General features: G+C 51.0%; 13 protein-coding genes and 1 pseudogene. 11 read left to right on the top strand and 3 right to left on the bottom strand.

The window, feature by feature from the left end; all coding sequences use genetic code 11:
- Window position 1 precedes the first annotated feature (1 nt).
- The 6 genes from PJDR2_RS20645 to PJDR2_RS20620 all read left to right on the top strand — a co-directional run bounded on the left by PJDR2_RS20645 (window position 2) and on the right by PJDR2_RS20620 (window position 11,211).
- The gene (locus PJDR2_RS20645; protein WP_015845664.1) at window positions 2-1,270 is read left to right on the top strand and encodes an FG-GAP-like repeat-containing protein; all 1,269 of its coding nucleotides are present in this window, start codon (window positions 2-4) and stop codon (window positions 1,268-1,270) included.
- A 16-nt stretch (window positions 1,271-1,286) separates the two neighbouring features.
- Window positions 1,287-2,393, top strand: coding sequence for a rhamnogalacturonan acetylesterase (locus PJDR2_RS20640; RefSeq protein ID WP_015845663.1), 1,107 nt, complete (start codon window positions 1,287-1,289; stop codon window positions 2,391-2,393).
- A gap of 295 nt (window positions 2,394-2,688) precedes the next feature.
- Window positions 2,689-8,325 (top strand): S-layer homology domain-containing protein, encoded by a 5,637-nt coding sequence (locus PJDR2_RS20635; protein ID WP_015845662.1) that lies wholly within the window; start codon window positions 2,689-2,691, stop codon window positions 8,323-8,325.
- A gap of 103 nt (window positions 8,326-8,428) precedes the next feature.
- Window positions 8,429-9,241, top strand: a complete 813-nt coding sequence (locus PJDR2_RS20630; RefSeq protein ID WP_015845661.1) for a helix-turn-helix domain-containing protein — start codon at window positions 8,429-8,431, stop codon at window positions 9,239-9,241.
- Window positions 9,242-9,324: 83 nt separating this feature from the next.
- Complete coding sequence (locus PJDR2_RS20625; RefSeq protein ID WP_015845660.1) at window positions 9,325-10,284, top strand: proline dehydrogenase family protein; 960 nt, start codon at window positions 9,325-9,327, stop codon at window positions 10,282-10,284.
- A gap of 18 nt (window positions 10,285-10,302) precedes the next feature.
- A complete protein-coding gene (locus tag PJDR2_RS20620; RefSeq protein WP_015845659.1) occupies window positions 10,303-11,211 on the top strand; it encodes a sugar phosphate isomerase/epimerase family protein in 909 nt (302 codons plus the stop codon).
- Between the two features lie 99 nt (window positions 11,212-11,310).
- On the opposite strand, the pseudogene PJDR2_RS20615 reads toward PJDR2_RS20620, so the two are convergent.
- Window positions 11,311-12,862, bottom strand: a pseudogene (locus PJDR2_RS20615) (IS1182 family transposase).
- Window positions 12,863-13,387: 525 nt separating this feature from the next.
- Here PJDR2_RS20615 and PJDR2_RS32015 point away from each other — a divergent pair.
- The 4 genes from PJDR2_RS32015 to PJDR2_RS20595 all read left to right on the top strand — a co-directional run bounded on the left by PJDR2_RS32015 (window position 13,388) and on the right by PJDR2_RS20595 (window position 19,792).
- Window positions 13,388-16,057, top strand: coding sequence for a discoidin domain-containing protein (locus PJDR2_RS32015; RefSeq protein ID WP_015845658.1), 2,670 nt, complete (start codon window positions 13,388-13,390; stop codon window positions 16,055-16,057).
- A gap of 102 nt (window positions 16,058-16,159) precedes the next feature.
- Complete coding sequence (locus tag PJDR2_RS20605; RefSeq protein ID WP_015845657.1) at window positions 16,160-16,834, top strand: DUF2238 domain-containing protein; 675 nt, start codon at window positions 16,160-16,162, stop codon at window positions 16,832-16,834.
- A 678-nt stretch (window positions 16,835-17,512) separates the two neighbouring features.
- Window positions 17,513-19,216, top strand: coding sequence for a biosynthetic-type acetolactate synthase large subunit (ilvB, locus tag PJDR2_RS20600; protein ID WP_015845656.1), 1,704 nt, complete (start codon window positions 17,513-17,515; stop codon window positions 19,214-19,216).
- A 213-nt stretch (window positions 19,217-19,429) separates the two neighbouring features.
- The gene (locus PJDR2_RS20595; RefSeq protein ID WP_015845655.1) at window positions 19,430-19,792 is read left to right on the top strand and encodes an IDEAL domain-containing protein; all 363 of its coding nucleotides are present in this window, start codon (window positions 19,430-19,432) and stop codon (window positions 19,790-19,792) included.
- Between the two features lie 31 nt (window positions 19,793-19,823).
- Here the strand turns inward: PJDR2_RS20595 and PJDR2_RS20590 are convergent, their stop codons facing one another.
- Both PJDR2_RS20590 and PJDR2_RS20585 read right to left on the bottom strand, forming a co-directional pair.
- On the bottom strand, window positions 19,824-20,267 hold the full coding sequence (locus PJDR2_RS20590) for a hypothetical protein (RefSeq protein WP_015845654.1): 444 nt from the start codon (window positions 20,265-20,267) through the stop codon (window positions 19,824-19,826).
- Between the two features lie 159 nt (window positions 20,268-20,426).
- Window positions 20,427-21,785 carry a uracil/xanthine transporter gene (locus PJDR2_RS20585; RefSeq protein WP_015845653.1) on the bottom strand — a complete coding sequence of 453 codons (1,359 nt, stop codon included), beginning with the start codon at window positions 21,783-21,785 and terminating at the stop codon, window positions 20,427-20,429.
- A 164-nt stretch (window positions 21,786-21,949) separates the two neighbouring features.
- Here PJDR2_RS20585 and PJDR2_RS20580 point away from each other — a divergent pair, with 164 nt between their 5' ends.
- A complete protein-coding gene (locus PJDR2_RS20580) occupies window positions 21,950-22,813 on the top strand; it encodes a LysR family transcriptional regulator (protein WP_015845652.1) in 864 nt (287 codons plus the stop codon).
- Window position 22,814 lies beyond the last annotated feature (1 nt).

The following is a 22,814-nucleotide window of genomic DNA, read 5'->3' as shown; positions in this document are numbered from 1 at the left end:
GATGTCTTCTGTATCCACAACGGAGCCTTATCTTCTTGGAACCATAGATCTGCAAGCTGCGGGGGCAAACTGCAAAGTGCTGCTCGGCGATCTGAACGGCGACGGCCGGATGGAGCTGCTGATGGTACAGCCGGATAACCGTCAGGATGTCCGTTATATTCCCCATCAAGTGCAATGTCTGACCGCTTATGATCTCGAGGGCAATCTGCTGTGGCAGACCGGCAAGCCCGATCCCGGAGCGGGACGCCATGGCTCGGATTATCCGGCGCAGATTGCGGATATCGACGGGGATGGCAGGCTTGAAGTGCTTTGCGTCATGGCTGACCGGCTGCATATCCTTAACGGGCATGACGGCTCGGTTCGATCGACCCATGAGCTGCCTGATCCGCATGCCCACGACTGTATTATTGTCGCAAACCTGACGGGTGGCACGCATGCCGGAGACCTTATTTTGAAGGACCGTTATCATCGTCTGTGGGCGCTGGACCGTGAGTTCAAGCTATTATGGACGCATGAGGGGAATCCGGGCCACTTCCCGTGGGTTTACGATTTGGATGGCGACGGAAGAGATGAAGTCATGGCCGGCTACGACCTGCTTGATTATGACGGCAAGCTGCTGTGGAGCTGTCATGATCTGGACGATCATGCCGACTGCATCTGGGTTGGGGATGTGAACGGAGACGGGGAGCCCGAGCTTGTCATCGGCGGCAGCGTGACGGTTATGTATGACCGGCATGGCAAGGAGCTGTGGCGATATGAGGGCTCCGTTGAATCACAGCATATCGCGCTGGGCCGGTTCCGGACCGATCTACCGGGCTTGCAGATTGCCGGGCTGGACCGGCTTGTCCGGGAGGATGACGGCAAAGGTCTGGTTGGCAAGGACGCCTTGTTCCTGCTTGACAGCGAAGGCAAGGAGCTGTGGAAGGAAGACCGGAAGACGCCGGGCTGGCTTACCATTATTGAACCGTTAAGGGGCTGGACGGAGGATGCGCCGGACTACATTCTGGCTTACCGGCGCGGAGGCGGCGTATTCCCAACCCTGTATGACGGCTCTATGAATGCAGTGGTAGAATTCCCTTCCGAAGGGTATGCCGTCCACGCGGACTTATGGGGAAGCGGCACGGAACAGGTTATTATTTATTCCAACAATAAGGCATGCATTTATTCCAGCAAGCAAGTGGAGCTGAGCAAGCGCGTAACCGATTCTCCGCTGCCGCAGCCCAAACGGCTGTCCAGCTCAACCTTGTATCCCGGCGGAGAAATAAAGTAGAGGAGCTAGAAACGAAATGACGCGAAACTATCGATTTGATTTTGGCACAGGCACCCCGGCCGAAGGCTACACGAAGATTACGCCGCAATCCGTCTATGATTCCTTTACGGGTTACGGCTTTACCCGGACGGATCGGATTAACGCGAAGGACCGCGGAGAACCGGGAGCCTTGCGCAGTGATTTCTGCATCCCGCTTGATACGGCCTTTTTGCTCGATGCAGAAGACGGTATCTACCGCGTCTCTGTCCTGCTGGGGGATGAAATTGCCGAGACCGAAACAACCATTAAGGCTGGCCAGGGACGCCTGTTCGTGCATAAGCAGCGGACAGCTCCAGGCAGCTTTTCCCGGATCAGCTTTTCGGTATGGGTAACCGGCGGGCAGTTAAAGCTCTCTTTCTCCGGGCTTGCGCCTCGCATTAACGCGTTGGAGGTGGAGCCGGCGCCGCAAGCCTGTACGATTTTCCTGGCGGGAGATTCGACGGTTACGGATCAGCCGGATGACGGATATCCGTACGCGGGCTGGGGTCAGATGCTTCCGATGTTCGTGAAGCAAGACGCTGCAGTAGCGAATTATGCCTTATCCGGCCGCAGCTCCAAAAGCTTCATCAGCGAAGGCGTGCTGGATCAAATCTGGAGCCGCATCAAGCCTTACGATTATTTGCTTATCCAGTTCGGCCATAACGATCAGAAGTTTGACGAAGAGCGGCACACGGAGCCTTTTACCACTTACAAGCAGACTCTGAAGGCCTATATCGACGGGGCGAGGGAGCGGAAGGCGATTCCGGTTCTTGTCACTTCCGTGCAGCGCCGCTTCTATGAGGAGGACGGAACGCTCCGGGATACGCACGGGGATTATTTGACGGCGGTCAGGGAGCTGGCGGCCGAAGAGGAAGTGCCGTTAATCGACTTGGCGAAGGCAAGCAAAGCCTTGTTTGAAGCGTTAGGTCCGGAAGATACCAAGAAGCTGTTCATGTGGCTGGCTCCGGGGGAATTTATGAACTTCCCGGACGGCACCGAAGATAATACGCATTTCCAGCAGCTTGGCGGGATCGAGATCGCCAGACTGGTCTACGAGGAATTAAAGACACTGAAGCTGCAGCCGCTTATGCTTTATTTGCGCTGATAGGATTTGGAATTTTTGAAATTCAACAAGTTTTGACAAAAATATTGCCTAAAACAGGATGAGTTAAGAAGAAAGTTGGTTGCCAATTGATGGGGAAAACAGTACAATTGGTGCAATGAAACCGCTTTCTTCTTTTTTTTGCTTGGAGAAGTCCCGCTGGATTTCATATTTTTACGCCTAACATGAAACGGGTTTCATGAAACCGGTTTCCGAAACAAAGGGGGGAGCTCGCAAGTTTTGCCAGTATCATCCGCGTTTGATCGTACTCTAATCTATTTAAAGGAGCGAAAAGAAAGTGCGGAAAAAACCGATTGTTTGGCTTTTACTGCTGTCATTAGGTGTTTCCTTGTTCAACTTTACGCCGATTCCCAAGGTGTCGGCAGCTTCGGCTATCGATTTTCAAGATCATTTTACGGACGGGAATTATACGGCTGATCCGGAGTGGACGATTGCTTCCGGTACATGGACGGTAGCAGCCGATCCGGCTGATGCAAGCAATAAAGTGCTTAGCCAGACCGATGCCGGCGAAGGCATTATTACTACGGGAGATAACTGGACGGATTCCACGGTTTCCATGCGGTTCTATACGGGAGCCGGCGGTGCTTATCCGGGCATTCTGGCCCGCGTCCAAGACTATAAAAACTTTTACTATTTCCAGATGCAGGCTGCAACCGGGCTTACCCTGACCAAACGGGTCAATAATACGGATGCAACGATTAAAGGCGCCACCGCTTATACGCTGAGCAAGAATACCTGGTATACGCTGAAGCTTGTGCTTATTGGCAGCTCAATCAAAGCTTATATCGTGGAGAACGGAAAAGATAAGCTTCTGTTTGACGCAGTCGATACAACGTTTGCAAGCGGGAAGATCGGCATCCGCAACAAATGGCAGTCGGTTCAAGTGGATGACGTTATGGTTACGGATATCCCGGCAGCCAATTCGGCCGCCATTCAATCGGATGCGCAGACCAGCTCCTCCGTTGCGTTGAAATGGAATGCCGTTGAAGGAGCAAGCAGCTATAATGTGTACCGTTCCACAACTTCTGGAAGCGGTTACAGCTATGTGGGCAACACCTCCGAAACCAGCTATTCGGATACAGGTTTGAGCTCGGATACGGATTATTATTATAAGATCGCTTATTTGTACGGGGGACTTACCGAGTCCCAGTGGTCGCCGGAATTTAACGTGAAGACAATAGGCGTAGCGCCTGCTGCGCCAACCGGTCAGACCGCGGCAGCGGTTAATTCATCGAAAATCAATCTGAGCTGGGCTGCCGTTGCCAAGGCAACCGGCTACAAAGTGTACCAGTCTTCGAATGGCGGCACATCTTATGAGAAGATTTACGACGGAACCTCTTTAAGCTTCCAGGCTACGGGCCTGACAGCCAACAAGGAATACAGATACCAGATTACGGCCTACAATGCTTTTGGCGAATCTCCGCCTGCATCCGTTCAAGCAACCACCTATGCGTTTGACGCGCCGGCTAGCTTCAAGGCCGCATCCGCAACGGATTCTTCGGTTACGCTTAATTGGGATGCATTGCCTGGTACCGAAGTTGCTTATTCCGTCAAGAGAGCGACGAGTGCTACGGGAACCTTTACCGAAGTGTACAACGGTACCGATAAAACCTTTACCAATACCGGATTAACGCAAGGTACGGGTTACTTCTACACGATTAGCGCAGTCGTAGACGGCGTTTCCTCCGCTGTATCCGATTTGCTTGGGGTGAGTGCAGTGCGTACATCTTTGGTACCGGGTTCTCTATGGGCAGATACAACGGGCAATCCGATTGACGCTCACGGTGCGGGCATGATGTACGACGAGAAAACGAAGAAGTATTACTGGTATGGCGAATACCACAAAGGCGGTTGGCCGGCTGCAGGCGTCCGAGTGTATTCTTCCACGGACCTGATGAACTGGAAAGACGAGGGTATGGCTCTTACGTTAATCAACTCTATGGATGATTTTACGAATGACCCTCTGATCTCCAAGCTGTATGAAGGAAGAACGGATACCGTTAACGTATGGGCGGATATCCGTAAAGGAAGAATTGTTGAACGGCCTAAGGTTGTTTATAACGATGAAACGAAGAAATACGTCATGTGGGCTCATATCGACGGCGATAAGGATCCTTACAACAACAACGCCAACTACGGCAAAGCTCAAGCGGGTGTTGCAATAAGCGATTCGCCAACCGGACCGTTCGTCTACCAGCGAAGCTACCGGATGGACCAGGCTCCTGCCGGCGAGATTGACTACCAGCCAGGCAACCCGGGTATGGCAAGGGATATGAACCTCTTCAAGGACGATGACGGAACCGCGTACCTGATCTATTCGAGCGAAGAGAACCTAACGATCTACATCTCTAAGCTGATGCCGGATTATCTCGATGTAACCGGCTGGCATAAAGACGGCAACGTGGACGAGAACGGGAACGCTGTACGCGATGCTTCGTACAAAGCCGTTAACGGCGTTGACTATGTGCGGGTATTCCCGGGAGCCCAGCGCGAAGCACCGGCCATGTTCAAATATAACGGCCATTATTACTTAATTACTTCCGGTGCAACAGGCTGGTCAGCCAACCAGAACAAATATACGGTAGCGGATAACATCTTTGGCCCATGGGCTCCGATGCAGGATCCGTTCGTCCGTACGTCGGCAAGCGATCCGGACCCGACGAAAGCCTTTAATACGCAATCGACGTATGTTATTCCGGTTGATCCGGAGAACGGCAAATTTATCTACGTAGGGGATATTTGGAACGGCGGCAATTTTGCCAATGACGGAGCCAAATACGTGTTCCTGCCAATCGAGTTCGGAATGGGAACGGATATTGCGATTAAATGGTATGCGAGTTGGACACCGGACCTGCTGAACGCAATGGGTCAAGTGAACGTGACCACCAAGTTCCCTGAAGCGGTTAAGCTTGGGGAAGTGCCTAACTTGCCGAACCAGGTTGACGTCTTGGGTAAAACGGGAACCGTATCAACACCCGTAACCTGGTCCATTAATTCTCATGCTCTTACAGCAGCGGACTTCGCGAAGCCGGGTCCAATTACGGTTCAAATGACGCTGCCGGAGTATTACAACAAGGTGCAGAGCATCAAGATGTACGTCGTGCCGGACAATGCGCTGTATTTCGTAAACGCAGGCGGTTACGCGACATCCGATTACAAGCTGCTCGCTTCTTACATGCAGGACACATTGGCGAACAAAACGGTAATCGAGCAGGCCTACAATGCAGCCGATGCTTCGCCTTGGGGTTATCTTGGCGCAGATTCAATGCCTTCCGGTTCGGCTGACGGGGATATTTTCTCTACGGTCCGTTACTTGAACGGCGGTAACGTAGCCAACTCTCCTAAGGGCACGGACCTTGCTTATCAGTTTACCCTGGAGAACGGTTCGTATGATGTGTATCTGGGCTTTAACGATCCGTGGAGCAATGCGAGCAGAAAAGCCAATCTGCTCATTAACGGGGACAATAAAGGAGCTATTACGTTTACGCCAAGCAACACGATGGCCGTTACAAGCGTAAATGTAACAAACGGCACGATGAATATTACAATCAGAAATACGGCATCGCAAGACCCGATGATCAGCTGGATTATGATCGTAGATCCGGATTTGACGCCGGCTGCGGATTCTACAATGGGCCTTACGGCAACGGCGGCATCTTCAACCAGCGTGAAGCTTGCCTGGAACAAAACGACCGGTGCGCTTGGTTATAATCTGTACCGTTCGGATAGCGAAGAAGGAACATTCGCGAAAGTGTACAGCGGCACGGCCGGCACTTACACCGATAGCAGCCTGCCTTCCGAGCATACGTATTTCTATAAAGTTGGCGTGATTGACGGAACGGGCACGGAGTCTGCATTGTCGACTGTGCAAAATGTCGCGATTGCCCGCACGGCGAAAGAAATCGCTGACGGCATTACGGCGATTACGGCTCCGGCGAAGGATGCTACAGCGCTGACGCTGCCGGAAGTACCGGCAGGATTCACGATTGCCATCCAGTCTTCGGACAACGAAGTGATTGGAACAGATGGCGTTATTACGCCGCCGGCAGCAGAAACCACGGTTAATCTGGTGCTTCGCGTAACAAGAACGTCGGATAATACGACAGCGGATACGGCTTCCATCGCTGTAGTTGTACCGGCGAAATCGGAAGAAGGACCAGTCGAAAGCACGGCGCAGGAAGTAGCTGACGGCATCACCTCCATAACGGCTCCGGCGAAGGATGCTACAGCGCTGACGCTGCCGGAAGTACCGTCAGGGTTTGCGATTGCCATCCAGTCTTCGGACAACGAAGTGATCGGCACTGATGGCGTTATTACGCCGCCGGCGGTAGAAACCACGGTTCATCTGGTGCTTCGCGTAACAAGAACGTCGGATAATACGACAGCGGATACGGCTTCCATCGCAGTAGTTGTACCGGCGAAATCGGAAGAAGGACCAGTCGAAAGCACGGCGCAAGAAGTAGCTGACGGCATCACCTCCATAACGGCTCCGGCGAAGGATGCTACAGCGCTGACGCTGCCGGAAGTACCGTCAGGGTTCACGATTGCCATCCAGTCTTCGGACAACGAAGTGATCGGAACAGATGGCGTTATTACGCCGCCGGCGGCAGAAACCACGGTTCATCTGGTGCTTCGCGTAACGAGAACGTCGGATAATACGACAGCGGATACGGCTTCCATTGCAGTGGCTGTACCTGCGAAATCGAGCCAAAGCAGTTCCGGCAGCGGCAGTAATTCCGGCTCCTCAACCGGTCTGACGCCAGTCGTTACATCGGACCTGGCAAGACTTACGGTAAACGGAGTTATGGATTCGTCTACCAAAGTCGCGAAAGGTTCCGTAACGAGCGCCGACCTGACGAAAGCTTTAACGCTTGCCCCGGTACTGCGGGACGGCAGAAAAATAGTAGAGATTGAATTGCCGCAAGTGGCAGGAGCGGAAGCGTATGAGCAGCAAATTCCGGCCAGCTTGCTTGGACAGCTCGAAGACTCGCAAGAGATTCGGGTAAAAACGCCATTTGGCACCGTAACGCTGCCGGCAGGCATGTTTACATCCGCGGAGCTTGGTTCCGCCCAAAACGTAACTCTTCATATTGGACCTGCAAGCTCTCTTGCGGAAGGGAAGCCGGCTGTGGATATTCATTTGCTGGCGGACGACAAGCCGCTTGGCTTCCACAATGACAATGTTCAAGTCCTAGTAACCATTCCATACACGCCTGCGGCAGGCGAAAATCTGGATCATCTCGTCATCCTGTACGTGAAGAATGACGGTACGACGGAGCCTGTACCAAGCGGTTATTATGATCAGGCAGCTGGCGTAATGGTGTTTACAACGACGCATTTCAGCAAGTATGCAGTTGCGGAAGTGCACAAGACCTTTAATGACCTGGCTGCCGTACCTTGGGCCAAAGCACAGATTGAAGCTCTGGCATCCAGAGGAATCATTAAAGGCACTTCGGCTCAAACCTATTCGCCAAATGCGGCGATCACGAGAGCTGATTTCATTCAGCTTCTTGTATCCACGCTTGGTCTGACAGCCGAAGTAGATTCAAACTTCGCGGATGTCCAATCTACCGATTATTATTATCAGGCGGTAGGCATTGCGAAGAAGCTTGGCATTACGAACGGCATTGGCGATAACCGCTTTGATCCGCGCGCAAGCATCAGCAGGCAAGATATGATGACGTTAACAGCCAAAGCGCTGGTAGCGGCTAACAAGCTGTCTGCGATGAACGGTACCGCAGCTGATATCAACGGTTATGCGGACGCGGATCAAGTAAGCCCGTATGCGGCAGACAGCATCGCAACTCTCGTTAAGAACGGCATCGTTCAGGGGGCGGGAAGCAAATTGTCTCCTCTGGCGACAACTACAAGAGCGGAAGTTGCCGTTATGCTGTATAACATTTACAAGAATTAGAGTATGAGCGGGGGCAATCCGGAAGCAGTCATTCTTCCGGATTGTCCTTTTCTATGCAAAGGCTGATATAATAGCGCTAGATTAAAGGAGGTGTTCGATACGCATGCCGGATGTCGTCTTTTACCGCGACCAGGCGCTTCCGTTTCTTGAGGCCAAACGATGCCGGAAGAGTGATTTTGCCTATCAGAAGCATTTCCATGAAGAGTATTCCGTAGGGCTGATCGATACCGGGGAGACCCATGCGTGGTGTGACGGAACGCTGCACCGGGTGGAGGAAGGCCGCATGATCAGCTTCCCGCCAATGATGCTTCACGCCTGCCAACCGGAAGAAGGAGCGGACTGGAGTTACAAAATGCTGTTTATCAAGCAGGATTGGCTTCAAGGGCTGAAGCAGCGGGAGCTTGAACGGCTTCATATTCCTTTTCTGCTGGAAGAGAACAAGAACAAGGCATGCCGGATCCGCATCAACCGGACTATGGAAGCTTTATCGGGAGCAGGTTCTCCGCTTGAAATCGAAACCTCGCTGATCGAGCTTATCGAGGCGGTAGTCAGCCGGAATGATTCCGACTTTGCGCATCAGCGCCGCAGAACCAGACAAGACCGTAAATACGTCAATCTGGTCAGAGAATACCTGCATGAGAATTATACCGAAAAGATTACTCTGGACGAACTGGAGAAGATGACGGATATCAGCAGATTCCATCTGATCCGGTTGTTTAAGGAATCGAGTCATCTGCCGCCCCATGCCTATCAGAACCTGCTGCGGATTAATCATGCCAAGACGGAGCTTATGAAGAACCGGCGGGCGATAGCGGATATTGCGGCGGAAGCCGGATTTTATGACCAGAGCCATTTCTCCCGCATGTTCAGCAGGATTGTAGGAGCTACACCGCAGAAGTACGCGTTATCGCTGTAAGAATAGAGCAATTTTATACAATACGGTCACTCTCTTTTCACTTACAATAAACGCAATTGGGGAAAAGGGAGTGGCATCGCCGCATGAATCAGCATTTGGAATTGGAACAACAGTTAACTATAGCCTTGAAATCTATCGCTCGCCGTTCGGATTTGAAAGCTTATGTGGAGCAGAACCCGCTGGTGAACCGGATTTTGCGTCAGGCTGCGTTAAGGTATACCGCGGGAGATAATCTTTCGGAAGGATTGGAAGCCGGAAAAGAGATTTTGAGAAGGGGTTATTCTCTTTCTATCGAATACATTGGTGAGAATACATCGGATGCCAAGGAGTGCGAACAAGCCGCGGCGGAGATGAAAGCGCTTATTCAGCAATTGAAGCAGTCGGGACTCCCGGGGCGGGTATCTTTTGATCTGTCGCATATCGGTTTAATGATAAGCCGAGCGCTTGCGTATGCCAACTTGACCGAGCTGGCCAGACAGGCGGAAGGAACGCAGATTGAGTTGTTCATCAGCATGGAAGAGTCGGGGAAAACGGATCCTATTTTATCCGTCTATAAGCAGGCTGCGGCCGAGTATTCCTGCATAGGCATTACCTTGCAGGCGCATCTCAACCGAACGCCGGCGGATTTGGCGGCGCTGACTTCGCCCGGCCGGATCCGTATCGTAAAAGGAGCTTATCAAGAACCGGATCATCTGTCGCTTGCACGGTCGTCCGAGCTGAATGAGCGTTATTTGAATCTAGTTGAATTGGCAATCCGTCAAGGCCATCAGGTATCCATCGCTACCCATGACGACGCGATTATCGACGCCGTACGGGAGAGAGGCTGGTTAACAAGCGCTCAAGCGGAGCTTGAAATGCTGTACGGCATTCGTCCGGAGCTGGCTAACCGGCTTCGGAGCGAGGGGAATCCGATACGGATTTATATCCCGTACGGCCGCGAGTGGTACTTGTATTTATGTCACCGGATTGCGGAATATCCGCCTAATCTGTATCAGGCTGTCATTGATATGGTAAGCGGACAGGCAGTGAACAACAACTATTAGTATGGGAGCGTGTTCGTAATGGCATCTAACTTTCATCTGAACGACGGTTCTTCGCATCCGCCAAGAATGGAAATCCAGCAGTCCTGGTGGGCGATGATTGGTCTTGGCGAGAACGGCCGGGAATGGACGATGGAGGAGAAGTTTGAGAAAATTGCCGAAGCCGGCTTTACCGGCATTAGCGCCACGATGCCGCCTGAACAGGAATATGAGCAGTGGCACCGTCTGCTGGACAAGCACCAGTTCAGCTTCAGCACGATTGCTTTTCCGGCGAACGTAAAGGACATTCTGGATACGCTTGAAGCCGCCAAACAATTCGGCCGGGTTCAATACATCAATTCGCAGGTCATGGATGCCTTTGTGGTTGGCGATGAAGCCGTGCAATTGCTGGAGGGACTCCTGGAAGCGTCTTCGGAAGCGGGCATTCCGCAATTTATCGAAACCCACCGGGGAAGAATCACGCAGGATCTGCTTCGGACGACCGATTACGTACGCGCTTTGCCGCAGTTAAAGCTTATTATCGATCTGTCTCATTACGTTGTTGGCGGTGAGCTTGACGGCACGCATAACCGCTCGGAAGCCGAGTTTGACGTGCTGCTTCAGCGGACGGCCGGAATTCACGGCCGTATCTCCAATGGAGAGCAGGTTCAAGTGGATATGGTTAACGGAGATCATCCGATGGTTAAGCATTTCAAACGCTGGTGGCGCAAAGGGATGCGGAATTGGTATGCGAATGCCGTGCCTGGCGATATTCTTTCCTTTATCCCGGAGCTGGGTCCTCCGGGTTACGCGATTACGAGAGTGGTTGAGAACGACCGCGAGGTCGAGACAACCGACCGCTGGCAGGAAGCTTTGCTGCTGAAGCAAATCGCCGAGGAATTATGGGAAGAAGTTGTAGCCGAGGCTTCCAATTCGCAAGCCATACGATAAAAGACAAGAGGAGCTGTCTCAAAAGGTGATCGCTCACTTTAAAGATGGCTCGCATTAGTAAATAAAGAGTGATTCTTATGAAAATAGTGCTGCATAGGGTTACCCTTGCAGCACTATTTTTGTTCTTGCTGCTTTCTTCAGCAAATTGTGGGCAAGCGAAAGCCACCCGACCTCCAGGCTAACTTTCGGCAAGCCTCGAAGTAGGAATCTGCGGAATCCCCGATTATTTTTTATTTGGCCAAACACACTTTCCGGTTCATGCATCCGTCGAACTGACAAGGCATGTCCATCTTCACTCTTTAACTGCTCCCCGGCATGTTGTTTGAGGCGGAGATATTCCATGCTGACCTTGATTTCACGATCTCCTTGTACCTTCGTCCATCTCTCCTTCAGCGGACAACCTTCACACGAAAGGCTGCGATAATGGCGAGTGGTAATTTCATAGCCACTTTCTGTGGTACTTTTGCTTTCATAACGGAATAGAAGTTTCTGTCCTGCTGAACATGTCCACGTATCTTCTGTCTCGTCATACAACCCATGCTCGAACTTGCTTATATCTTGCTTCCATGCTTTGGTGTTTTCTTTGTGGTAGGTATTGTATTTCACAAGTACTCGTTGTTCCTCTGACTCCAGATAAGCATAGTTTTCTTCACTCCCATAACCTGCGTCTGCAAAAATGGTTCCTGGCAATTGACCAAGCAATGCTTTTACTTTGTCCAGATGCGGCTTGAGACAACGCGTATCTGTTGGCCGTTGGTGAAGGCTGTAGCTAATGATGAACTGGTCTTCTGTTCCAATCTGCACGTTATACCCTGGCTTCAATTGTCCATTTCGCATGTGATCTTCCTTCATGCGCATAAACGTGGCGTCGGTGTCGGTCTTGCTAAAGCTGTTGCGGCTTCCGAGTGTTTCCTGCTGCACTTCATATTTTTGCAGGCGAGGCAGAAGATCCCTCCGAACAAGGCGCACAGTTTTCTTTAACGGTTTGTCCTTCGGTTTTTCTTGAAGTTTGTTTTCTAGTCGCTGAACCGCTTGCTCCAGCTTTTCGCTCGTGATAGCGGAAGCCTCTCCGAGCTCAGGAAGGTCCACGTTATTCAGCGCCTGATCTTCCTGTTTCTCTGCCTCTTCAATGGCAGCGAACAAAGCCTGCACTTTCTCTTGCAGCTTCATCTTCTGTTTGACGACAGCTTTACACCAGACAAACGTGTAACGATTGGCATTCGCCTCGATTTTCGTTCCATCCAAGAAGTAGTGCTCCAGCTTGATGAAGTTCTCTTCCTTCAGAAACTGAAGAACAGCCGTGAAGACGGTCTCTAGCACATCTTTCATACGTTCCGAGCGGAAACGGTTAATGGTGCGGAAATCTGGGCGCTGTCTAGCGGAAAGCCACATAAACATGATGTTCTTACGTACCGCTTTCGCGATTTGACGAGAAGAGTAAATGCACTGCGTGTAGGCATAAATGATGACCTTCATAAGCATTTTGGGGTGGTAGCCTATCTCGGCCACCTCCGGGATAGGCTTTAGTGAAGAGATTCATATCTAAGTGATTGACCGCGTCGTTGATGACGCGAACGAGATGGTTTTTGGGGTTATCTTCCTGCAAGTCCATTGGCAAGGACAGCTGATCCATGGTATATTCTTTGTACATAAGAAGCCTCTCTCTATTAAGGTGGTTGGGTGGTACCTCCATTTTAACAAGGATCGGCTTCTTGTTGTTTTGTCCTTAAAGCATTTCATTGACAGGTTAATGGCAAACGGAGCATTTTAATGATTCTGGAGAAGCGTTAGCGGTCGCTTTTGTGAAGGGATTCCAACCTTACCTCGTTGATTCAAGGAATCCCTGAGCAATGGCGATTGGAAGAACATTAAAATGCGCAGGCTGCTGTTTAACCCAAACCAAAATAACAAAGGGGGTGTCCCATTCGTCATATTAATGACTTATGGGACATCCCCTTTTTTATGCCCGTTTTATAGAAATGATCAATAAAAGGGTTCATTTTGCCGATTCGCTGAATAAATCATCAATCGCAATCAAGCTTTTGCTAATACCCATTTAGAATACAGACATTCTATAATTTGGATGCTTGATTGAGTGCGGAAGGAGGGCAGATGAGTTTTTGTAATCGCTATCATATGAATTATATTTTGAATCGCGATGAGGAGGAACTGATGGATGAAGACAAAATGGTTGCTAATCATGATGACGGCTTGCTTGCTAATGAGCACATTAATCACGGGCTCGAAGGGACAAGCCGCACACGCGGCCGATGCGGCGGTTCCGCCGGGAACGATTCCGCTTGGAGCGGACGGGCGAAGCCAGCTCTACCCGGACAATTGGTATCCGGGGTTTGAGGATGGGGAAGGAAAGTTCCTTCATGACTTCTCTTATGCGGGTTACCACCGGGGCGAAGCACCGCTTCCAACTGTTGATCTGGCCGGAAGCATCGATGTGACGAAAGCGCCCTACCTTGCGGATTCCACGGGGCAAAACGATGCGACTTCGGCTATCCAGCAGGCAATTAATGATGCATCAGCCGCTGGAGGCGGTGTTGTCTACTTGCCGGAAGGCACCTATAAGCTGAATCCGCCTGCCGGACAAGCCTATGCGCTTGGCATCAACGCCAGCAACGTAGTGCTTAAAGGAGAGGGAATTGGCAAGACGTTCCTGTACAATGCCTCCGAATATATGAAACAGAAGGATATTATCCGGATTGGCGGCGGCGATTGGGTGAAGACGGATACGTCCGCCAAGCTGAGCAAATCGCTCGGCAAGCCTACCGTTCTGCTGCCGGTTGATCATGCGTCCGGTTTTGCCGTTGGCGACTATGTGCTCATTACCTTCGATACAACCCGGGAGTTTCTTGCGGAGCTGGGGATGCAGAACAAATGGGCTTCGCGCCTTGGCAAGGTGGAGCCGATCTTTTACCGGCAGATTGTCGCCGTAGACGAAGCGCATAATACGCTGACGGTAGACGTTCCAACCCGTTATCCGCTGAAGATAAGAGATAACATCACCATAACGAAAACGGCAGCGCCAATCTCGGAGATCGGGCTGGAAGATTTCTCGATGGCAAATGTTCAAAATTCCAAGAGCGGTCTTGGCGAGGATGATTACAAGGTGGAAGGAACGGCCGGCTACGAGACGGATAATGCAAAAGCCATCAATGTCATAGCAGCCGCGAACAGCTGGATCCGCAATATCAGCACGTATAAGCCGGAGGGCAACTCTACGTATCACATTTTATCCAAAGGCATCATTCTTGACCGGACCAAAAATATGACCGTCGACCATGTCACGATGCAATATCCGCAATACCGAGGCGCGAACGGCAACGGATATTTGTACCAGTTCATTGGCAACGATAATCTGATTACGGACAGCAACGCGATTGGCGCGAGGCATAGCTTCACATATGCGAACTTCTCCGCGAACGGCAACGTGATGCACAATGTGTACTCGGAAAATTCCTCGCTAATGACCGACTTCCATATGTATCTCAGCATGGCGAATCTGATAGACAATATGACGGTAAACGGCGACGGCATCTCTGCCATTACGCGGGATTATGGCTCGTCGGCAACGAACCGCCATGGCGTTGTGACAACCGAGAGCGTGTTCTGGAACACGACGGGGCTTAAAGCGCATAGCAGCAAAAAGGGCATCATCGTCGAATCCGAGCAGTTCGGCAACGGCTATGTCATCGGAACAAAAGGTCCCGTAAACGGTGTTAACGTGCAAATTACCGGATCCATTCCGGAAGCCGACACGAAGCCGTTTGATATGGCGGAAGGCATTGGCGAAGGCGACAGATTATCGCCGCAAAGCCTCTATGAGGATCAGTTCGAACGGCGGAACAGCCAGCTTGCGGCAGGACTTGCTTCGGTGCTGGTGAACGGGGAACCGGTTGAAGGCGTACAATTCCTGAAAACCGCGTATACGGTCGTCCTGCCTTACGGAACAAAAAATACGCCAACCCTGGAGGCAACGCCTCTAGCTGGCAGCGCGTCCATGCAAATCGAGCAGCCGGCCGGCCCGAACGGCAGGGGTACGATTCATGTCGCCAATAAAGGCCGGACTCAGAATTATTCGGTGACCTTCCAGGTTGCGGCGAATCCGGCTCTGCCGAAGAGCATCACGCTTTCACCGGACCGTTCCGTGCTGGGCTGGAGAACAACCAGCGATGCGATCAGCGCCGGGCATGAAGGCGTTATAAAGTCGCTGGTTACTCTTAACAACGGGGAAACCATCGATCCCTTGCAGGCCGGACTCAAGGTGAAATACACGCTTGATAACAAAGAGCTTGGAAGCATTAAAGGCAATGTGTTCAAGGCGAAAAAGCCGGGCACGGTCACCATTACCGCAACAAGCAAAATGAACGGCGTAACGGTGACGGGTATCAGAATCTTTACGGTACTGGAACCGATGGCGGAGCCGGAAGGCAAGCTTGCGGATATCCGCCAAGTGACGGCTAGCGCCAATGACGGCAATCTGCCGGTAAATACGATGGACCGTGATCCGGATTCCCGATGGTCGGCGGACGGCAGCGGCCAATATTTGTTGGTGGAGCTTGCGAAGGCGCAGAAGATCGACCAGGTCAGCATTTTGTTCTACAACGGCAATACGTGGTACAGCACCTTCGATATTGAAGTATCGGAGGACGGCGTTCATTTCGAGAAAATACTAGATCACCAGAAGAGTCATAAGCCATCGCCTAACGCGATCGAGAATTTTCCGCTCCCTAAGTCTGTAAAGGCAAAGTACATCAAATATGTAGGATACGGGAACGAATTAAACGGCTGGAACAGTATCGTGGAGTTCTGGGCGCATAAGGCCACGGAATAAGATCTGCAAGAGGAGAGGGATGACCCTCTCCTTGTTGCTATATAACCTGTGCCATTTGGGGAAAGATAATCCTCAACATGACGAAAAAGAGGTTGCACCCTTATGGAAGACAAGTCCAAATGGCTGCGAAGCCATCTGATACCGTTCAAACAGAATAGGCTCTTGCAGATCACGATAGCCGTATTTTCCGTATTCTGGATCATCATGGCGATCCGTCCATCCGACTGGAAAATATGGGCGGTCGAAAATTCGCTCCTGGTTGCTTTTGTCATTGTTCTGATTGTGGTGTACCGGAAGTTTCCGCATAGCAATTTATCATATGTGCTAATCGCAATTTTCCTCGCGATGCATGCTTACGCCGCGCATTACACGTATCAGGATACACCGATCGATGATTGGCTGAAGCAGATTTTTCATATCAAAAGAGGGTTCTACGACCGGATTGTCCATTTCGCTTTTGGCTTGCTTATCGCCTTTCCCGTACGGGAGGCGGTTCAATATTTTCTGAAGCTTCACAAGAAATGGCCAGCTTATATCGTGACGTTTACGATGATTATGACGGCAAGCGCATTATACGAACTGCTCGAAATGTGGTCGGCTTATTTGTTCAACAAGAAGATGGCGGCTAAATATATCGGGCTTGAGGGAGATGTGTTTGATTCGCAGAAGGATATGACGTCGGCTCTTGGAGGAGTGCTGATTGCTATCGTAATATTTCTGATTCTGCATAATACGTTGAACCGCAGGAATAACACGATCGGGAAAAATACGGATTGAAAAGCCGATTTTGATATGCTATGATGTGCAAAAGCAAAAGCGCAGAAGAGAATAACATGCAAGCGGCTTATGTCCAGAGAGCAGAGGGAATGGTGAAACCTTTGCCTTAAGCGTTGCATGAGGTCATCTCGGAGCTGTTGACTGAAGGCTGAGTTTCAGCTGTGTAGGCTCAACCGGATTGGCACACGTTATTGTGCAGCAGGTAAGCAGAAGCTTATCTCATGAGACCGGATTTGCAAGAACGCCGGTGAACCAGGGTGGTACCGCGAAGATAACCCCTTTCGTCCCTAGGCAAGTTCAGCTGTATGCTGACGCCTGTGGAAGAAAGGGGTTTTATGATTTTCATAAAAGAAGCGTGGAAGAGAAATAGCGGCATGCGGCTTATGCACAGAGAGCAGAGGGATTGGTGGAACCTTTGCCGTAAGCGATGGACGCGGTCATCTCGGAGCTGTTGACCGAAAGCTGAAGTTCAGCCAAGTAGGCTCAACCGGAATTGCACACGTTAACGTGCAGCAGGCAGGAGCATTCCTGCCTCTTGAGACCGGATTCGCGAGATTCCGGTGAACCAGGGTGGTACCGCGAAGACTAAACCCCTTTCGTCCCTTATGGCCTTGCAGCATTGCTGTGATTAGCCGGGGAAGAAAGGGGTTATTTTTTAATTACGGGAGGCTGCCCATTATGGAACAATCGACAAAAACCTGGATGACTGGTTCGGAAGCATTGCTGCGAGGATTATTGGATGAAGGCGTGGATACGGTATTTGGTTACCCGGGCGGAAGTGCTTTATATATTTACGATGCGATGACGAAAAATAAAGAGTTCAAGCATATTCTTACCCGGCATGAGCAAGGTGCGGTTCATGCCGCCGACGGCTATGCCCGTTCCACCGGCAAAGTTGGCGTATGCATCGCAACTTCGGGACCGGGAGCAACCAACCTGGTAACCGGCATCGCAACTGCCCATATGGATTCGATTCCCATGGTCATCATTACCGCTAATGTTCCTACGTATATGATTGGAACGGATGCTTTCCAAGAGGCCGACATTATCAGCATTACGATGCCGATTACGAAGCACAGCTATTCGGTACGAGATGCGGCAGATATTCCGCGGATTCTGCATGAAGCCTTTTATCTGGCGAGCACGGGAAGGAAAGGTCCGGTTCTGATCGATATTCCGAAAGATATTTCGAATGCCAAGCTGGAATACGAAGCGTATACGGCGGAGGTTAAACTCCGCGGCTATGAACCTGAACCGGCTATAGATGCAGAGCGTGTAGAAGAATGGATGAAGACGATGGCGGAAGCGGAAAGACCGGTTATCATTGCAGGCGGGGGGATCGTTCACGCGAATGCTTCCGAAGAGTTTATCCGATTTGTCGAGCGGACGCGGATCCCTGTTGTAACAACCTTGCACGGACTTAGCGGATTTCCGAGCGGACATGATTATGCGCTAGGCATGGCGGGCCATCACGGTAATTATGCAGCAAACATGGCTATTCAACAGGCGGATCTGATCATCTCGCTCGGCTCCCGGTTTGATGACCGTCTGACGATGAAGGTAGGGGGCTTTGCGCCGCAGGCCAGAAAGATTGTCCACATTGATATCGATCCGGCGGAGATCGATAAGATTATCAAAGCGGATATCAGCATCGTAGGCGATTTGAAGGGGATTCTTGCTTACGCCCGTACGTTGGCGGCTCCTGCCAAAACCGAAGGCTGGATGGAGCAAATCAGGCAGCATCAATCCCGGCATCCGCTGCGCTATAACGATTCGGATAACGAGCTAAAGCCGCAATATGTTCTCGAGATGATTTATCAGACCTCCCATGGCAACGCGATTATTTCAACGGACGTAGGCCAGCATCAAATGTGGACGGCGCAGTTTTACAAGTTTAATCAGCCGCGTTCGCTCCTGTCCTCGGGAGGACTTGGCACGATGGGATTTGGTTTTCCGGCAGCGGTGGGTGCCCAGATCGGCAATCCCGACCGGCTGGTTATCTCGATCAACGGCGATGGCGGAATGCAGATGTGCGCCCAGGAAATGGCGATTTGCGCGGTGCAGCAAATTCCGGTGAAGATCGTTGTTCTGAATAACCGGGTGCTTGGCATGGTAAGACAGCAGCAGGAGCTTATGTACGAGAACAGGCTAAGCCAGATTGATCTGGCGGGAAGTCCGGATTTTGTAAAGCTTGCGGAAGCTTACGGGCTTAAAGGGCTGCGCGCTTCGAGCAAGGCGGAAGCGGACGCTGCCTGGAAGGAAGCGTTGGAAACGCCGGGTCCGGTGCTCGTAGAGTTCGTAATTCCGATGGACGAGAACGTATACCCGATGGTTCTCGGCGGTACAGCGTTGGATGAAATGATTTTAGGAGATTTCGAGTAAAACTTCTCCCTTGCGATTACGTATAATGGGTAACGCGTAATGAACAATACGCTCTTCGTTTGTGTTACAGGAATAGCCTCCCGGATAGTGAAACCGGAATCCGCTGCATGAGTAATTTTCCCAGTAGCCTGTTGACATCATTAACTGTATACATTATTATAACAGTAACAACTTAAGTTACAGTTACTTACTTCAATTAAGGCGGTGATGACCATGAGTATTGCAGTCAGCGATTGGGTGCAAGGTCAAACGATCAGCGGTGAATTTGTTTTCGGCTATGTCGAGCATATCGACGTGGAACAAAATGTTGCAAAGGTTCATGTTGTAAAATCGGATAACGAGGATTCGGCCGGGCGTATGGCGCTTGCTAAGGTTCATCATTTAAGACAGCAAGCAGAGTGGGTTCCTGACGAGGAGGATATCCGGAGCTTGATTGACCTCGCTCTTGAGGCGCAGGATCAAGCCTGGTTCATGGAGCTCAGCGGTCAGCTGAAGGACACGGCGCAAGGCGATGCGAAATCCCGCAAATGGTTGTGGAACAATAACGGATCCCGTTTATCCCATATATTTGAGTAAAAATAAAAGGGTTCAAGTTAGCCGATTCGGCTTACTTGAACCCTTTCATTAATTTGAGCAAAGGATGATTTTTGCCGATATTGCCGAAAGGCATTCCGATTGGCAGGTTAGGTAAGACAGATGCGGCTGGTGCTGACGTTTTTTTCGCCGCGGCAGTCGTTTTGCCGGTTGGCTTACTTTTGCTTTTGTTTGCGCCTTTGCTTTTTCCGTTAGTGGCTTTCCCTTTATTGCCTTTATTGTCTTTATTGTCGCTATTGCCATTAGTACTGCTATTGCTGCTATTGCTGCTATTGCTGTCTTCCCCGTTAGCCTGGTTTTCGGTTTCTCTCCCCGTTTCCTCCAAATCTGCCTCTGATGTCGTTGAGCCGTTGCCGTTACCGACTTGAATGGATTCGGGAGCGATTTGTTTGGCAAATCCAAAATGGATAATGCCGCTGTTATTCACGATAATGACCTTTCCGATACAGTTAAACATGCAAGACTCGCATCCCCTCGCTGCGGCAGCTTATCTCATAGTTTATGGACAAAATTCCGAAACCGAATGGGTGTTTTAATAGGGCGATAGAGCCTTTTTCCAACAGCGGGCTGAGAAGAACAAAAGGCCATGCCCAAGCCGGGCATGGCCTTTTCATGATTATGACTGTGCTGCTGGCTTCATGGTATGATCCTTCGGTTCCACCGCCCTTGGCTCTGAAGCCTTGGTCTCGAACCTGTCCCAACGGATGACGTTCTCCAAAAGGATGACGAGGATAACTCCGATTATAAGTCCGTTGGAGAGAATTGGCGTCAGGAGCGGAGGGAACTCCGCAAAGGCAGAAGCCGGGATGTTCATGATGCTTATCCCTGTTAATACAGGAAGCGCGACGCGATAGATCGTCTTGGCATTAAACGTGGTTCCCTGAAAGGAACGAATTGCAGTGCCAAACATCTGCAGGTAAGCGACGAATAATACCGCATTCCCGACGGACAACGGCAGCTTAGCCAGCCAGCCTCCTAATGCCGGGAAGATTCCGACGACAATGAACATCGTTGCTCCGGCAATAAGCGCGGCACGGCGCAGTACCTTCGTATTTTCCAGAAACCCGATCGACGATGCGAATGTTCCGAACGGGATCAAGCCTAGACACCCCGCCAGAATCGAGAAGCCGTTCGTGAACAGGATCGAGCGGACGAACTGTTTATTGGTTGCTTCCCGTTTGAAAAGCCTTCCCGCCGCCGTCAAGCTCGTTAGCGTATTGGTCATATTGACGAGCCCGGCAAGCAGGCCCACCATAATAATGCCAGGCTCAAAGCCCGGGGTTCCCCACGGAAGCCAAAGCCAGATGCCGGTGCCGCCGCTTGCCGTTTCCATGCGGCTCTGACTTCCGAAAAAGACGGCGTAAGCGATCCAGCCTACAATAATCCCGCCCAGCAGGGAGAATTGTCCCCATTTCCCTTTGCCTTTCAAATGAATAAAAGCAACAACGATAATAATAAAGAGGGACAAGCCAGCCAGCTTCAAATCCCATTTTCCGTTTTGATCGTATCCAATCATTCCCTTGAAGAATGTGTTGGCGAGCTGGAAGGTAAGCAGCAGCAGGAACACGCCCATAACCATCGGCGTAAAGATGCGCCGCAGTACGTTCAGGAACCCGCATAACGCAAGAATAATGACTACGCTGCTCGAGATGATAAAACCGCTGCTAAGGCTTGCCGCAACCGTGCCGATATCCAGTCCCATCGCGGGTGCGGAGGCGCAAATGCTGAGCACAAGCCCCCACCAGACGCCGGCCGGACCATCCATTAACGCATAACGGTGCCCCCAGACCGCCTGAACGATACAGAGCAGACCGGTCAATATGAACGAGCGCTGCATGGAAGAAGCGATATCCTCCGGCGCAAGTCCAAGCGCATGGCCGATCGATAGCGGCACCATAACCGTATTGGTAAATATAAAGAACAGCCACTGCATACCGGCAAGCAGTACGGTGAAGCTATCTTTTGTTTTCAACATTACTATTCCCAGCTTTCTTCAAAATTTCCGTTCACTTCGAGCTTCGTTTTTCTCCCGAATGCTTCGTATATGGTATCATGAGCATAACTATATTAAAAATATTAAATAAATTGCGAAAGCATATGGAAATCATATAGCAGACGTACGGATGGGAATAAAAAACAATGGATATTAAACAAATGCGTTATTTCATAGCCCTTGCGGAAGAGCTTCAGGTAACATCGGCGGCGCAGCGCCTGCATATGTCGCAGCCTCCGCTCAGCCAGCAGCTGAAGCTGATGGAGGAGGAGCTTGGCGTGTCGTTATTTATCCGCAGCGGCCGCCATCTGGAGCTGACGGCGCCTGGCAAAACGTTATATGAGCATGCGCTTACCATTACAAGGCTGCTGGAGGAAGCGAAGGAAGAAGTGAAGGAATCGGGTCTTGGACTTCGGGGGAAGCTGTCGATCGGAATCAATACGTTGTCGGATGAACGGCTTCCGGTCGTGCTTAGCGCCTTCCGCCAGTTGTATCCGAAGGTCACGTTCAAGATTCAGCAGAATGAGACCAATACGCTGACGAGATTGATCAAAGACAAAGCCTTGGATCTGGCGATCGTCCGGCTTCCGATCAGCCTGGTGGAATTTGATCACGTCATTCTTGGCGCCGAGCCTTTGTTTTTCGTGACGGGAGCAGGAGACGGGGAATTTGACAAGGTTACGTACGAATGTATTGCCAAGCACCCGCTTGTTCTCCCGAGTACCGAAGGGTTAGGGCTTTATCATCTGATTCTCGATCAATTCCACTCGCGTGGACTTTCGCCTGCGATTATAGGAGAATGCTCGGATATCGGCATGCTCGTGGAGCTTATTGCTTCTGGCTTTGGCGCTTCGATTCTGCCGCGCACCTCGGTGAACCGATATCAGAATCACCGTATCCGGGTTGTGCCAATCGACGGGCCGGACGTTACTTCAAGCTCGGCGATTATTTGGCTGAAGCAGCACTATTTGAGTAAAGCCGCACAGAAGCTTATTGATTTGATTACTTGAT

Origin of the sequence: Paenibacillus sp. JDR-2, assembly GCF_000023585.1 — a bacterium.
Classification (GTDB): Bacteria; Bacillota; Bacilli; order Paenibacillales; family Paenibacillaceae; genus Pristimantibacillus.
Note: the sequence above shows the minus strand (reverse complement) of the source record. Positions and strands in the feature narration are given on the sequence as shown.

What these genes read in the sequence shown, in the direction of transcription:
- PJDR2_RS20645 (WP_015845664.1), top strand. Translation starts at nt 2, where the DNA reads ATGTCTTCTGTATCCACAACGGAGCCTTATCTTCTTGGAACCATAGAT.
- PJDR2_RS20640 (WP_015845663.1), top strand. Translation starts at nt 1,287, where the DNA reads ATGACGCGAAACTATCGATTTGATTTTGGCACAGGCACCCCGGCCGAA.
- PJDR2_RS20630 (WP_015845661.1), top strand. Translation starts at nt 8,429, where the DNA reads ATGCCGGATGTCGTCTTTTACCGCGACCAGGCGCTTCCGTTTCTTGAG.
- PJDR2_RS20625 (WP_015845660.1), top strand. Translation starts at nt 9,325, where the DNA reads ATGAATCAGCATTTGGAATTGGAACAACAGTTAACTATAGCCTTGAAA.
- PJDR2_RS20620 (WP_015845659.1), top strand. Translation starts at nt 10,303, where the DNA reads ATGGCATCTAACTTTCATCTGAACGACGGTTCTTCGCATCCGCCAAGA.
- PJDR2_RS32015 (WP_015845658.1), top strand. Translation starts at nt 13,388, where the DNA reads ATGAAGACAAAATGGTTGCTAATCATGATGACGGCTTGCTTGCTAATG.
- PJDR2_RS20605 (WP_015845657.1), top strand. Translation starts at nt 16,160, where the DNA reads ATGGAAGACAAGTCCAAATGGCTGCGAAGCCATCTGATACCGTTCAAA.
- ilvB (WP_015845656.1), top strand. Translation starts at nt 17,513, where the DNA reads ATGGAACAATCGACAAAAACCTGGATGACTGGTTCGGAAGCATTGCTG.
- PJDR2_RS20595 (WP_015845655.1), top strand. Translation starts at nt 19,430, where the DNA reads ATGAGTATTGCAGTCAGCGATTGGGTGCAAGGTCAAACGATCAGCGGT.
- PJDR2_RS20590 (WP_015845654.1), bottom strand. Translation starts at nt 20,267, where the DNA reads ATGTTTAACTGTATCGGAAAGGTCATTATCGTGAATAACAGCGGCATT.
- PJDR2_RS20585 (WP_015845653.1), bottom strand. Translation starts at nt 21,785, where the DNA reads ATGTTGAAAACAAAAGATAGCTTCACCGTACTGCTTGCCGGTATGCAG.
- PJDR2_RS20580 (WP_015845652.1), top strand. Translation starts at nt 21,950, where the DNA reads ATGGATATTAAACAAATGCGTTATTTCATAGCCCTTGCGGAAGAGCTT.